Genomic DNA, 12,755 nt, shown 5'->3' with positions numbered 1-12,755 from the left:
GTAAAGTTTACTCGGGCTTGGTGTCGATATTTTTCCATTCCCCCTGAATTAACAGCTCATGAGGGAGGTAATTGCGTTTGTAATTCATCTTGCGACACGCCTCTACCAGATAGCCAAGATAGAGCCAGCTTCGCCCGGTTCGCCTGGCCAGATCGAGCTGGCAAAGGATGGCAAAGGTGCCCAGGGAGCGATCGGCATAATCCGGATCGAAGAAGGTGTACATAGCGCTCAAGGAGTGGGGTAGCAGGTCTGTGGTGGCCACGCCGATAAGACGGCCCTCCTTGCGCATTTCCAGATAGAGTGGCGGCATCCAGTCACAATGGAGAAACCCGCGATACTGGCTGCGGTTGGGGGGATACATGCTGCCATCGTGATGTCGCTCGCGGATATAGCGTTCGTAGAGCAGGTAATACTCGGGTTTGTCATCATAGCTCAGGACGATCTCGATATCCCTGTTGAGCTGGCGGATCCGCTTCTGGCCACGGCTGGGACGAAAGTGTTCACTGTGAATACGAAGGGATTGGCAGGCATGGCACGCCGGGCAGTGGGGACGATAGATGTCGTTGCCACTGCGGCGAAAACCGGCAGTCAACAATCGCTCGTAACCGTTGGCGTTGAGCAGATTGTGATCCATCAGTACCAGCAACTGCTCCTGTTCATGGTCCAGATAACTGCAGGGATGCTTGGGAGTCAGCCCTACTTTTAGGATCACTTCTTCAGTCATAGACTGATCTCCCCCTCTTGCCAGCAGGAAGCCAACAGTGGTTGATGGCCAAGGCGCGCCAGCTCGGCCAGAAAACGGGCCCTTGGCCACTCCTCGATACCCAGGGTCGCCAGAAACGGGTTCTGCATCTGGCAATCGATGAGAGCGCCGCGATGGCGGGCGAAGTGGCGACAGAGTGCCACCATGGCAAGTTTGGCGCCGTTATCAATCCGGCTGAACATGGATTCACCGCAAAACAGTCGGCCGATAGAGAGGCCATACAGTCCCGCTTGCAGCTCTCCCTCCTGCCAGATCTCGATAGAGTGGGCATGACCCAGCCGATGCAACTGCTGGTAGGCCTCGATCATGGGCTGGCTGATCCAGGTGCCATCGGCAGTGCGACGAGGGGCGGCGCAGGCGGTAATGACTTCATTAAAGGCGCGATTGACAGAAATATCGAATGGGGTACGGCGGATAATCTTCTGCAGTGTCCGCCCCACATGGAGTTGGTCGGGACGGATCACCCCGCGGGGATCCGGTGACCACCACAGGGTCGGCTGGTGGGGTTCATTCCACGGGAAGATCCCCTTGTGGTAAGCTGCCAGCAATCTGGCAGGGGAGAGATCCCCGCCGATCGCCAGCAAGCCGTTGGGCTCTTCCAGCGCATGGCTGGGGTCGGGAAACCAGCAAAGCTCATCATCCAGTTGGGTAAGATAGCGAGACATAAGGCAACGAGGTTCATAGATGAAGGCCATTATCCTGATAGTATCCAGCTTGCTCTGCTTTGTCACGGCGCCCGCCGGGGCGGAGGTCTACCAGCGCAATACCGCGCGGCCGGTCAATCAGGTGGTGTTTGGTCAGGTCGAAACGGTGCGCAATATTACCCAGCGCCAGATCCTGGAGTCCGAGCACTCTGGCTGGAAGACGCTGGGTGGTGCCGTGTTGGGCGGCCTGCTGGGCAACCAGTTTGGCGGCGGTCATGGCCGTGAAATCGCCACCGCCGTCGGGGCGCTCGCGGGGGCTGCGGCTGCGCAGCAATACCAGTCCGGGGGAACCGTGGTGGAAAACAAGCTGGTGGAGCTGCTGATCCGCAACGAACAAAATGCCCTTATCAACGTGATCCAGGATTATGATCCCGCCATGGTCTTTGCCAATGGAGACAAGGTGCGCATTCTCTACTTCGATGATGGGGTGCGGGTCGACAAGACTTACTGACTTTCGATAGTCTCGGTGATGGGGAGACAGTGGCAGGAAAGGAACCCGCAGACTCTCCTGTTGGAAAGTCTGTCGGGCGGTAATACACGGGACTGATGCCCTGAGGATTCAGATAGCTGTCTCTTGAGAGACTATCTTGTCGCGACCGGTGTTCTTTGCCTGATAGAGCAGCCGATCCGCTACGCTCAGCGCCTCGTCCATGGATATCCGCCCGACGCTGATCACGCCGTAACTGGCGCGAACAAAGAGCGGGGTTTCCGGTGACAAAGGTTGCTGGCGCAGCTGCTGACGCAGCCCTTCAAGACGCTTGATCAACACGGGGACGGTACAGTGAGGCACCATCATGGCAAACTCCTCTCCGCCAAAGCGGGCGATCATGGCATCGGGGAAGAACTGGGTCAGTAGCCGGGTCAGATGGCAGAGCAGTTGATCGCCGATGGCATGGCCCCAGTGATCGTTGACCTGCTTGAAGTGATCCACATCGAGCACACAGAGTGCCAGAGGCGTCTGCTGGCGCTGATGCTCTTCAAACCATTTTTGCCCTTCGTTGAACCAGTAGCGCCGGTTGTAGAGACCGGTCAGGTAGTCACGATTGGCTGACTCCTGAATGCTGTTGAACTGCTCGAGCGCTTCCAGATTGTGGCTGACCCGACACTGCAGCTCTTCCGGCTCGAACGGCTGGTTGAGAAAGTCGTTGGCGCCTTGCTTGAGGTAGCGAGCAGAGAGACCGCGCTTGTCCGAGACCGAGATCCCGATAATCGCGAGCTGCTGCTTGCTGTATCGCTCTCTCAGCATCCGCACCAGACTGATGCCATCGATATCCGGCATATAGTAGTCGACCAGTGCCAGCCGGATGTCCGGGTGTTGCTCCAGCATCGCCATCGCTTCACGGGCATGGCTGGCCTCATGCACCTGCAACAACTGCTTGCGCAACTGGGCCATGGTGCGGTGACGGGAGGTGCGTGAGTCGTCGACTACCAGCACTTCGATGGACTGGTTGAGATAGAGGCGGTGCACCAGACTGACGGCATATTGCAGCGAGTGGCGCGAATCCTTCATCACATAGTCCAGCACGCCGGTTTCCAGCCAGGCGGCACGTTTATCCTCGCTGATGTCGGCAGTGAGGATCACCACCGGCAAACCCTGAGCCAGCAGCTCGTTGACCGCTTCGCCACGGGGCGCATCCGGCAAGGTCAGATCTACCAGCGCGACCACATACTCCTCTCCCCGACAGTGACGGGCGCCTTCGAGAGTATCAAAGGCATCGATCTCGAGACCAGTCTGCTGGGCAATGGCCTGAGTCAGCATACGGCGGATGGTCAGGCTATCTTCGACAATCAATATCTTCTGTTTCATTAGACTCCTTCAAATAAAAAAGGCATACCAATGGGTATGCCTTATATCACAACTGCGCTTATTTATTGCGCATCGAGGTAGCGTTCTGCATCGAGGGCTGCCATGCAGCCGGTACCGGCAGAGGTGATGGCCTGACGGTAGTTGTGGTCGGCCACATCGCCGGCAGCGAAAACACCTTCAATGCTGGTCTGGGTGGCAAAACCGTCGAGGCCGCCACGTACTTTCAGATAGCCGTTTTGCATCTCCAGCTGGCCATCAAAGATCTGGGTGTTGGGCTGGTGACCGATGGCGATGAAGACGCCCATCAGTGGCAGGTCGGTGGTGGTGTCGTTCTGGGTGTTGCGCAGGCGCACACCGGTAACCCCCATCTGATCGCCCAGTACTTCGTCCAGGGTCTGGTGAGTGTGCAGCACGATGTTGCCGCTCTCGACCTTGTCGTGCAGACGCTTGATCAGGATCTTCTCGGCGCGGAATTCGTCGCGACGGTGAATAAGGTGTACCTTCTTGGCGATGTTGGCCAGATAGAGCGCCTCTTCCACGGCGGTGTTGCCGCCGCCAACCACAGCCACTTCCTGATTGCGATAGAAGAAGCCGTCACAAGTGGCGCAGGCGGAGACGCCGCGGCCCTTGAAGGCTTCTTCGGAAGGGAGGCCCAGATACTTGGCGGAGGCACCGGTGGCGATGATCAGCGCATCACAGGTGTATTCGCCATTGTCACCCTTGAGGCGGAACGGGCGCTGGGTCAATTCGACACTGTTGATGTGATCGAACAGAATGCGGGTATCGAACTTCTCAGCATGGTTTTTCATGCGCTCCATCAGCGCCGGGCCGGTCAGCCCTTCCGGGTCGCCGGGCCAGTTCTCTACCTCTGTGGTGGTGGTCAGCTGGCCACCTTGCTGCATGCCGGTGATGAGCAGGGGATTGAGGTTGGCACGGGCGGCGTAGACGGCGGCAGTGTAACCGGCCGGGCCTGACCCCAGGATCAGCAATTTGCTGTGAGTGACTTGGCTCATGATGTGATTTCCGAGACGTGATGAGTTTGCGCGATTGTAGGTAATTCGTGATCCGGGGTCAAAGGCCAGTGAGTCGATTGTTTCAATCGGCTTCCTGCATCACTGCGCAGTCCGGTCGGGCATGAAAAAGAGATAAAAAAACCGCCCATCGCGGGCGGATTTTCACTTATCGTTGACTGGCTCAGGCCAGCGCAGATCAGTTCAGCAGGGTCAAGGGATCCGTGTAGGCAAGGCCATGAGCCACGGCGACTTCTTTGCAGGTGAGCTTGCCCTCCATCACGTTGAGGCCATGACGCAGGTGCACGTCTGACGACAGGGCGTCGCGGTAACCTTGTTGAGCCAGCTTGATGATAAAGGGGAGGGTAGCGTTGTTGAGTGCCACGGTCGAGGTACGGGCTACCGCACCCGGCATGTTGGCGACACAGTAGTGCACCACCTCATCGACAATATAGGTCGGATCCTGGTGGGTGGTGGCGTGGGAGGTTTCCACACAGCCGCCCTGATCGATGGCGACATCGACGATAGCAGAACCCGGCTTCATGCGCGCAATGTGGTCACGGCGGACAAGTTTTGGCGCAGTGGCACCCGGCACCAGCACGCCGCCGATGACCAGATCGGCCGCCAGCAGATGGCGCTCCAGCGTCTCGCTGTTGGAGTAAACCACCTTGGCCGCTCCCTGGAACTCGTTATCGAGACGGCGCAGGGTATCGACGTTGTTGTCGAGGATGGTCACATCCGCGCGCAGGCCAATGGCCATGCGGGCTGCATTGGAGCCGACCACGCCGCCGCCGATGATCACCACCTTGGCCGGTTCGACACCGGGTACGCCGCCGAGCAGCACACCGCTCCCACCGCGCGATTTTTCCAGCGCCTGGGCACCCGCCTGAATAGACATGCGACCTGCGACTTCCGACATGGGGGCCAGCAGGGGCAGGCCGCCACGGCCGTCGGTGACGGTTTCATAGGCGATACAGATGGCGCCGCTTTTCAGCAGGGCTTCGGTCTGGGGCAAGTCTGGCGCCAGATGCAGATAGGTGAACAGGGTTTGACCCGGACGCAGCATGGCACATTCGACAGGCTGAGGTTCCTTGACCTTGACGATCATCTCGGCTTTGGCGAAAACCTCTGCTGCAGAGGCCAAAATTTCGGCTCCAACAGCGATATAATCTGCATCGCTGAAGCCAATGCCGTTTCCGGCACCGCTTTGGACGAAAACAGTATGGTTTCGTGCTGTCAGTTCACGTACACTGGCCGGAACCATGCCTACGCGGTATTCATGGTTTTTTATCTCTTTAGGTACACCGATAATCATGCTATCCCTCGTCTATAGATTGGTGTTTCATGTTGCCAAAATGTTAACCAACATTTGCGCCTAGTATATTCAGGTATTGACAGGATTTGTGACCATAATTATAAAATGACTGGTGATTCTTACCAAAAAATAGCCAAAGGATGGAATAAAATGATGGAAGCTAAGAGTCGGCTAAAGGATTTGGACAGGATTGACCGCAACATTCTTAATGAACTGCAAAAGGATGGCAGGATTTCGAATGTTGAGTTGTCCAAGCGAGTTGGCCTGAGTCCTACACCGTGTCTGGAACGGGTTCGTCGCCTCGAGCGACAAGGTTATATCGAAGGATATGCCGCTATTCTGAACCCTCATTATCTGGACGCATCTCTGCTGGTGTTTGTAGAGATAACCCTCAATCGCGGGGCGCCTGATGTGTTTGAACAGTTCAATAAGGCTGTTCAGGTGCTCGAAGAGATCCAGGAGTGTCATCTGGTTTCCGGTGACTTCGACTATCTGCTCAAGACCCGAGTCAGCGACATGTCGGCTTACCGCCGTCTGTTGGGGGAAACCCTGCTGCGTCTGCCCGGTGTCAATGACACCCGCACCTACGTGGTGATGGAAGAGGTCAAGCAGAGCAGTCGTCTGGTGATCAGCACCCGATAAAGCAGGTTATGCCGTGGTATCTTTTCCATATGAGACACCATGACAGTCAGAAACGAGCGGCCGGTCCGCTCGTTTCTTCTTGTAAAGATAATTGCAAATATGGCCCCGTCCCATCAGGCTCTGGCTGACAATCGATGGGCTTTTCGGGGATACTAGGCCCCCTTATTTCCTGCATTACATGTTTTCAGAAAGGAGCCGGAGTTTGGCCGATAAAAAGCTGTTTACTCCTTTATCAGGTACACAACGGATCTTCGAAGCCGTCTTGATCGCCATCACCCTGATGGCTGCTTATCTTCTGCTTGCCCTGTTGTCCTATCATCCCGCTGATCCCGGCTGGTCCCAGACCTCCTGGCAAGGGGAGGTGAAGAACCTCGCCGGTAGTGCCGGTGCCTGGCTCGCCGACATCACCATGTTTACCTTTGGTGCTTTCTCCTATCTGGTGCCGCCGCTGGTGGTACTGCTGGGCTGGAGTCTGTTCTGGCGCCCGAGCCGTCTGCTCGATGTGGATTACCTCACCCTGGGGGTGCGGATCATCGGCTTTATCCTGACCGTGCTCGGCATGTCGGCCATTGCCAGCATGAACTTCAACGATATGCAGAACTTCTCCGCCGGTGGTCTGGTGGGGGATGTGATCGCTTCTGCCGTGGTGCCGCTGTTTGGCGGCGTCGGGGCCAACCTGATGCTGCTCTGCTTCGTGGCAACCGGTATCACCCTGTTTACCGGCTGGTCCTGGCTCACCATCGTCGAGCAGATCGGCGCGGCCTGTACCGGTTCGGTCAGCGCTGTTTACCACTTCCCGACCACCCTCGGCCGCTGGCTGACCGGTGGCTGGCGTCAACCCCGCAACGAGGGGCCGGATCCCTTGCTGGAAGGCGGGGTAGGGGCCATCGCGTTTGATGATGAGGAAGATGAGCCACACACCAGCTGGACGCGCAAGCCCAAGGCCAAAAATCAGAAGGCTGCCACCGAAGAGTGGCTGCCGGAACTCGACGACGATACCTTCGAGTTCGATCCCCAGTTTGATGATGAAGATGATGAGCCGGCTCCGGCTGCCAAGCCTAAACGTGCGGTGGCGGCTGCCAATGGTCGCCGCCAGCCGGTACTGGCTGTGGCCGATGACGATGATGAGGACGATCTGGATCTGCCGTGGGCCGAAGGGGACGACGAGGTTGCCGCGCCGGTAGCCGTTGCACCGACCAAGCCCAAGCGTCGTCCGCAGTCAACAATGCCGCCGTTGCCTAGCATCGAGCTGCTCGACCGTCCACCCGCCAAGACCCAGATGATGAGCAAGGATGAGCTGGATCGCATGGGCCGTCTGGTGGAGGCCAAGCTTGCCGACTACAACGTGCAGGCCAAGGTGGTCGGTGTCTATCCGGGCCCGGTCATTACTCGTTTCGAGCTGGATCTGGCGCCGGGCATGAAGGCGAGCAAGATCACCAACCTCTCGCGCGATCTGGCCCGCTCCTTGTCTGCCAGCAGCGTGCGGGTGGTTGAGGTGATCCCGGGCAAAACCTATGTCGGTATCGAGCTGCCCAACCGGGTGCGCCAGACCGTTTACCTGCGCGAAACCCTTGACTGCGATGCCTTCCGCGATAGCCGCAACCCGCTCACCATGGGGCTGGGTCAGGACATCGCCGGCGAGCCGGTGGTGGTGAACCTGGCCAAGATGCCGCACCTGCTGGTGGCCGGTACCACAGGTTCCGGTAAGTCGGTGGGGGTCAACACCATGATCATCTCGATGCTCTACAAGTCATCCCCCGATGATCTGCGCTTCATCATGATCGACCCCAAGATGCTGGAACTCTCGGTCTACGAAGGGATCCCGCATCTGCTGACCGAGGTGGTGACCGACATGAAGGACGCCGCCAACGCCCTGCGCTGGTGTGTGGGGGAGATGGAACGCCGTTACAAGCTGATGTCGGCAGTCGGGGTGCGCAACCTCAAGGGCTACAACGACAAGGTGCTGGCTGCCATCGAGGAGGGGGAACCTCTGCTGGATCCGTTGTGGCGCCCGGGTGACTCCATGGATCAGATGCCGCCAGAGTTGGAGAAACTGCCTCACATCGTGGTGGTGGTGGACGAATTTGCCGACATGATGATGATCGTCGGCAAGAAGGTGGAAGAGCTGATCGCCCGTATCGCCCAGAAGGCGCGGGCCGCCGGTATTCACCTTATTCTGGCGACCCAGCGTCCGTCGGTGGATGTCATTACCGGTCTTATCAAGGCCAACATCCCGACCCGGATCTCGTTCCAGGTGTCGAGCAAGATCGACTCGCGCACCATCATCGATCAGGGTGGTGCCGAATCTCTGCTCGGTATGGGCGACATGCTCTACATGCCGGCCGGTACCTCCAACCCGACCCGGGTACACGGTGCGTTCGTCGATGATCACGAAGTGCACAAGGTTGTGGCGGACTGGAAACTGCGCGGCGAGCCGAACTACATCGAGGAGATCCTCTCCGGTGAGTCGGGTGGTGAAGGTGGCAGCGGCGAATATGGCGGTGGTGGCGATGAAGAGCTGGACCCCCTGTTCGACGAAGCGGTCGCTTTTGTGGTGGAGTCCCGCCGTGGCTCGACCTCCAGCGTCCAGCGCAAGTTCAAGATTGGTTACAACCGGGCAGCCCGTCTCATCGAGCAGATGGAGAATCAGGGCATCGTCAGCTCACCGGGTGGCAATGGTCAGCGCGACGTGCTGGCACCGCCGCCGGTGCGGGACTAAGCCTCACCGTTTCATACTATCCCTGGCCATGCCCTCCACGGGCGTGGCCTTTTATCGAGAGCGTCTTTATGAAGAGCGTGATGAAAAAACAACTGTTGATGGGTACCGTGCTGCTGATGGCCAGCAGCCAGGTGTGGGCCGATGCGGCCAGCGATCTCAAACAGAAGCTGGCGGGGGTGAGCCTCTTCTCCGCCAAATTTGCCCAGACCGTCTATGACAGCAAGGGCAAGGAGCTGCAAAAGGCCAGCGGCGATCTGCTGGTGCAGCGGCCAAACCGTTTCAACTGGCACACCACCTCGCCGGACGAGAGCCTGATCGTGGCCGATGGTCAGGATGTCTGGGTCTATGATCCCTTCGTCGAGCAGGTCACCGCCCTTAAAATGAAGGATGCGGTGCTCAATACCCCCTTCGTGCTTATCACCGGCAATGACGAAAAACTATGGAAGCAGTACGACGTGACTCAGCAGGGTGATGTCTACACAGTCACCAGCCGTGATCCGAGCGAGCTTATCGCCTCCTTCCGTGTAACCTTCGATCGCGACAACAACATCAGCCGCTTCGATGTGAAAGAGGCGCAGGGGCAGTGGACCGAATTTACCCTCAATAACTTCAACCGCAAGCCGGTGCTCAAGGGTAACGAATTTGTCTTCAAGATCCCGAAGGGGGTCGAGCTGGACGACCAGCGCTAATGAGCAAGCGGTCGTTGGATTGCTCGCCACTGCGCCAGTCAAAGGCGAGTGGCGTGACGCTGGGTGGTCAATACAGATGAGCAACTTGACGCTGGATTTCTCATCGGACTTTCGTCCGCTGGCGGCCCGGATGCGGCCGCAAAACCTCGACCAGTATATCGGTCAGCAACATATCCTGGGGGCTGACAAGCCCCTGCGCAAAGCGATCCTGGCGGGTCACTGCCACTCGATGATCCTGTGGGGGCCGCCCGGTACCGGCAAGACCACGCTGGCGGAGTTGATGGCTCACTACTGTCAGGCGGAAGTGGAGCGACTCTCTGCGGTCACCTCCGGCATCAAGGAGATCCGCGCCGCCATCGACAAGGCGAAGGAGAATAGCTGGCGCGGGGTTCGCACCATTCTGTTTGTGGATGAGGTGCACCGCTTCAACAAGAGCCAGCAGGATGTGTTCCTGCCTCACATCGAAGATGGCACCATCACTTTTATCGGTGCCACCACTGAAAACCCCTCGTTCGAACTCAACAACGCACTGCTCTCACGAGCCCGGGTCTATCTGCTCAAGCGACTGGAGGAGAGCGATATTCTCGCCATGCTCGATCAGGCGATGACCGATCCCCGTGGTCTTAATGATCCGGCACTCACCTTCGCCCCCGGTGCCAAAGAGGCGCTGGCCAAGGCGGTGGATGGGGACGGGCGCAAATCCCTCAACTATCTGGAGCTGTTGGCCGACATGGCCGAAACCGACAGCACAGGGGTGCGGGTGATCGACAGTGCCCTGCTCGCCGCCGTGGTGGGGGAGCACGTGGCCCGCTTCGACAAGGGGGGCGATCACTTCTACGACCTCATCTCGGCGGTGCACAAATCCATTCGCGGCTCGGCGCCGGATGCGGCGCTCTATTGGTACGCCCGCATGGTGAGCGCCGGTTGCGATCCCCTCTATATAGCCCGCCGCTTGCTGGCGATTGCCTCGGAAGATGTGGGCAATGCCGATCCGCGCGCCATGCAGGTCGCCCTGTCGGCCTGGGATTGTTTCCATCGGATCGGTCCGGCGGAAGGGGAACGGGCCATCGCCCAGGCGATCGTCTATCTCGCCTGCGCCCCGAAAAGCAATGCGGTCTATACCGCCTGGAAGGCGGCGCTTCATGATGCCAAAAACCTCCCTGACTTCGAGGTGCCGGTACACCTGCGCAATGCGCCGACCAAGCTGATGAGCGATCTGGGCTATGGCGCCGAGTATCGCTATGCCCATGACGAGCCGGGCGCCTATGCCGCTGGCGAGCAGTATTTTCCGCCTGAGCTTGCGGGCAAGCAGTACTACCAGCCCACCGATCGCGGCCTTGAAAAGCAGATTGGCCAGAAGCTTGATTACCTCCATGAGCTGGACAGGCAAAGTCCGCAGCAACGGGGCAAATAGCCCCTTTGTTACCCCGCGTGGCTGAAAATTGGTCAGGCGTTTGAATATGCAGGACGGTTTGCGTGCCAAAGTCGGTAAAAACGACACAAATAGTCCCTGTTCGGGCGGGGGGGCGGTCTGCTACACTGCCCGTCTGACCCCGCTTGTCTTGGCCTTGCGCCATCTTCTTGATCTCGAAGGCCTGTGATAGTTAAGGCCCGATTCTGAAGACGATTGGGGTGCGCCAACCGATGTTAACTTCCGGATCTGTTTCCCAGCCCGTCATGATGACTCAGGCCCAGATCCCATTTTAAAAAAGTAGGTAAACCATGCTGGATCCCAAATATCTGCGCAGCGATATCGAAGAGGCTGCCGCTCGTCTGGCGACACGTGGCTACGTTCTGGACGTAGCGGCTGTCAACGCTCTGGAAGAGAAACGCAAGGATCTGCAGTCCCGTACCCAGGAGCTGCAGGCCGAGCGCAACGCCCGCTCCAAATCCATCGGTGAAGCTGCCCGTCGTGGTGAAGATGTTGCCCCGCTCAAGGCCGAAGTGACCAAAATCAACGACGAGCTGGAAACCAGCAAGGTCGAGCTGGATGCCCTGCTGGCCCAGCTGAAAGCCATTGCCGACGCCATCCCCAACCTGCCGAGCGAGACCACTCCGGTGGGCCGTGACGAGAACGACAACGTGGAAGTGCGCCGTTGGGGTACCCCGCGTGAGTTCAGCTTCCCGGTACGCGATCACATCGATCTGGGCGAAGCGGCCAAGGGCGTTGACTTCAAGAATGGCGTCAAACTCTCCGGTACCCGTTTTGTGGTGATGAAGGGTCAGATTGCCCGTCTGCACCGTGCCCTGGCTCAGTTCATGCTGGATCTGCACACCCAGCAGCACGGTTACACCGAATGCTACGTGCCCTATCTGGTGAACCCGGACAGCCTCTATGGCACCGGCCAGTTGCCGAAATTTGCTCAAGACCTGTTCAACACCGGTATCGAAGGTGAAGGGGAAGAAGAGGGCAAGGTACGCAAGTTCTCCCTGATCCCGACCTCCGAAGTGCCGCTCACCAACATGGCCCGTGACGAGATCTTTGACGCGCAAGAGCTGCCGATCAAGATGACCGCCCACAGCCCCTGCTTCCGCTCTGAAGCCGGTTCCTACGGTCGTGATACCCGCGGCCTCATCCGTATGCACCAGTTCGACAAGGTCGAGATGGTACAGCTGGTTCACCCGGAGAAATCCTGGGATGCGCTGGAGGAGATGGTCGGTCACGCCGAGAAGGTGCTGCAACTGCTGGAGCTGCCGTATCGCGTGATGGCGCTCTCTACCGGTGACATGGGCTTCTGCGCTTCCAAAACCTACGATCTGGAAGTGTGGCTGCCGGCCCAGAACACTTACCGCGAGATCTCCTCCGTCTCCAACTGCACCGACTTCCAGGCGCGCCGCATGCAGGCTCGCGTGCGTGTCGATGGCAAGCCGCAGCTCATTCACACCTTGAATGGCTCAGGTCTGGCTGTGGGTCGTACCTTGGTCGCTGTGCTTGAGAACTACCAGCAGGCAGATGGTCGTATCGCCATTCCGGCCGCGCTGCAATCCTACATGGGTGGCCTGACCCACATCGGGTAAGCTCACATGGGTGGCCTGACCCACATCGGGTAAGCTCACGCAGCTGACCACAACGCCATGGCATTGCCATGGCGTTGTGCATTCTGGC

The 12,755-nt window shown here is 58.5% G+C and carries 11 protein-coding genes; 6 read left to right on the top strand and 5 right to left on the bottom strand.

The window, feature by feature from the left end; all coding sequences use genetic code 11:
- Positions 1 to 7 precede the first annotated feature (7 nt).
- Complete coding sequence (locus G5193_RS20000; protein WP_005351203.1) at positions 8 to 724, bottom strand: arginyltransferase; 717 nt, start codon at positions 722 to 724, stop codon at positions 8 to 10.
- A complete protein-coding gene (gene aat, locus G5193_RS19995) occupies positions 721 to 1,428 on the bottom strand; it encodes a leucyl/phenylalanyl-tRNA--protein transferase (protein WP_019445527.1) in 708 nt (235 codons plus the stop codon). The genes G5193_RS20000 and aat overlap by 4 nt, the downstream gene beginning before the upstream one ends.
- A 19-nt stretch (positions 1,429 to 1,447) precedes the next feature.
- Between aat and G5193_RS19990 the strand changes: the two genes are divergently transcribed.
- A complete protein-coding gene (locus G5193_RS19990; protein ID WP_005337104.1) occupies positions 1,448 to 1,918 on the top strand; it encodes a glycine zipper 2TM domain-containing protein in 471 nt (156 codons plus the stop codon).
- Between the two features lie 108 nt (positions 1,919 to 2,026).
- On the opposite strand, the gene G5193_RS19985 is transcribed toward G5193_RS19990, so the two are convergent.
- From G5193_RS19985 to ald, 3 genes are all read right to left on the bottom strand, one after another.
- Positions 2,027 to 3,274, bottom strand: coding sequence for a diguanylate cyclase (locus G5193_RS19985; RefSeq protein ID WP_257697060.1), 1,248 nt, complete (start codon positions 3,272 to 3,274; stop codon positions 2,027 to 2,029).
- 62 nt (positions 3,275 to 3,336) lie between these two features.
- Positions 3,337 to 4,287, bottom strand: a complete 951-nt coding sequence (trxB, locus tag G5193_RS19980) for a thioredoxin-disulfide reductase (RefSeq protein WP_421207058.1) — start codon at positions 4,285 to 4,287, stop codon at positions 3,337 to 3,339.
- A gap of 196 nt (positions 4,288 to 4,483) precedes the next feature.
- On the bottom strand, positions 4,484 to 5,599 hold the full coding sequence (gene ald, locus G5193_RS19975) for an alanine dehydrogenase (protein WP_421207056.1): 1,116 nt from the start codon (positions 5,597 to 5,599) through the stop codon (positions 4,484 to 4,486).
- A 150-nt stretch (positions 5,600 to 5,749) separates the two neighbouring features.
- On the opposite strand from ald, the gene lrp reads away from it, so the two are divergent.
- From lrp to serS, 5 genes are all read left to right on the top strand, one after another.
- Positions 5,750 to 6,241, top strand: a complete 492-nt coding sequence (lrp, locus tag G5193_RS19970; RefSeq protein ID WP_005300047.1) for a leucine-responsive transcriptional regulator Lrp — start codon at positions 5,750 to 5,752, stop codon at positions 6,239 to 6,241.
- A 202-nt stretch (positions 6,242 to 6,443) separates the two neighbouring features.
- Positions 6,444 to 8,960, top strand: a complete 2,517-nt coding sequence (locus G5193_RS19965) for a DNA translocase FtsK 4TM domain-containing protein (RefSeq protein WP_421207054.1) — start codon at positions 6,444 to 6,446, stop codon at positions 8,958 to 8,960.
- Between the two features lie 80 nt (positions 8,961 to 9,040).
- Entirely contained in the window at positions 9,041 to 9,649 is a 609-nt protein-coding gene (gene lolA, locus G5193_RS19960; protein WP_421207052.1) for an outer membrane lipoprotein chaperone LolA, read from the top strand.
- A gap of 76 nt (positions 9,650 to 9,725) precedes the next feature.
- Positions 9,726 to 11,063, top strand: a complete 1,338-nt coding sequence (locus tag G5193_RS19955; protein WP_421207050.1) for a replication-associated recombination protein A — start codon at positions 9,726 to 9,728, stop codon at positions 11,061 to 11,063.
- Between the two features lie 308 nt (positions 11,064 to 11,371).
- The gene (serS, locus tag G5193_RS19950) at positions 11,372 to 12,667 is read left to right on the top strand and encodes a serine--tRNA ligase (RefSeq protein ID WP_421207048.1); all 1,296 of its coding nucleotides are present in this window, start codon (positions 11,372 to 11,374) and stop codon (positions 12,665 to 12,667) included.
- The last annotated feature ends 88 nt before the right edge of the window (positions 12,668 to 12,755 follow it).

It is taken from the genome of Aeromonas sp. 601027 (assembly GCF_049174455.1).
In the GTDB taxonomy this organism is placed as follows: Bacteria; Pseudomonadota; Gammaproteobacteria; order Enterobacterales; family Aeromonadaceae; genus Aeromonas; species Aeromonas veronii_A.
The sequence above is the reverse complement of the archived record's forward strand: the minus strand, read 5'-3'. Positions and strand labels throughout refer to the sequence as shown.

Excerpts from the sequence above, each read along its gene's own strand:
- G5193_RS19985 (WP_257697060.1), bottom strand. The coding sequence starts at position 3,274 with ATGAAACAGAAGATATTGATTGTCGAAGATAGCCTGACCATCCGCCGT.
- G5193_RS19990 (WP_005337104.1), top strand. The coding sequence starts at position 1,448 with ATGAAGGCCATTATCCTGATAGTATCCAGCTTGCTCTGCTTTGTCACG.
- trxB (WP_421207058.1), bottom strand. The coding sequence starts at position 4,287 with ATGAGCCAAGTCACTCACAGCAAATTGCTGATCCTGGGGTCAGGCCCG.
- G5193_RS20000 (WP_005351203.1), bottom strand. The coding sequence starts at position 724 with ATGACTGAAGAAGTGATCCTAAAAGTAGGGCTGACTCCCAAGCATCCC.
- lolA (WP_421207052.1), top strand. The coding sequence starts at position 9,041 with ATGAAAAAACAACTGTTGATGGGTACCGTGCTGCTGATGGCCAGCAGC.
- aat (WP_019445527.1), bottom strand. The coding sequence starts at position 1,428 with ATGTCTCGCTATCTTACCCAACTGGATGATGAGCTTTGCTGGTTTCCC.
- G5193_RS19955 (WP_421207050.1), top strand. The coding sequence starts at position 9,726 with ATGAGCAACTTGACGCTGGATTTCTCATCGGACTTTCGTCCGCTGGCG.
- lrp (WP_005300047.1), top strand. The coding sequence starts at position 5,750 with ATGATGGAAGCTAAGAGTCGGCTAAAGGATTTGGACAGGATTGACCGC.
- serS (WP_421207048.1), top strand. The coding sequence starts at position 11,372 with ATGCTGGATCCCAAATATCTGCGCAGCGATATCGAAGAGGCTGCCGCT.
- ald (WP_421207056.1), bottom strand. The coding sequence starts at position 5,599 with ATGATTATCGGTGTACCTAAAGAGATAAAAAACCATGAATACCGCGTA.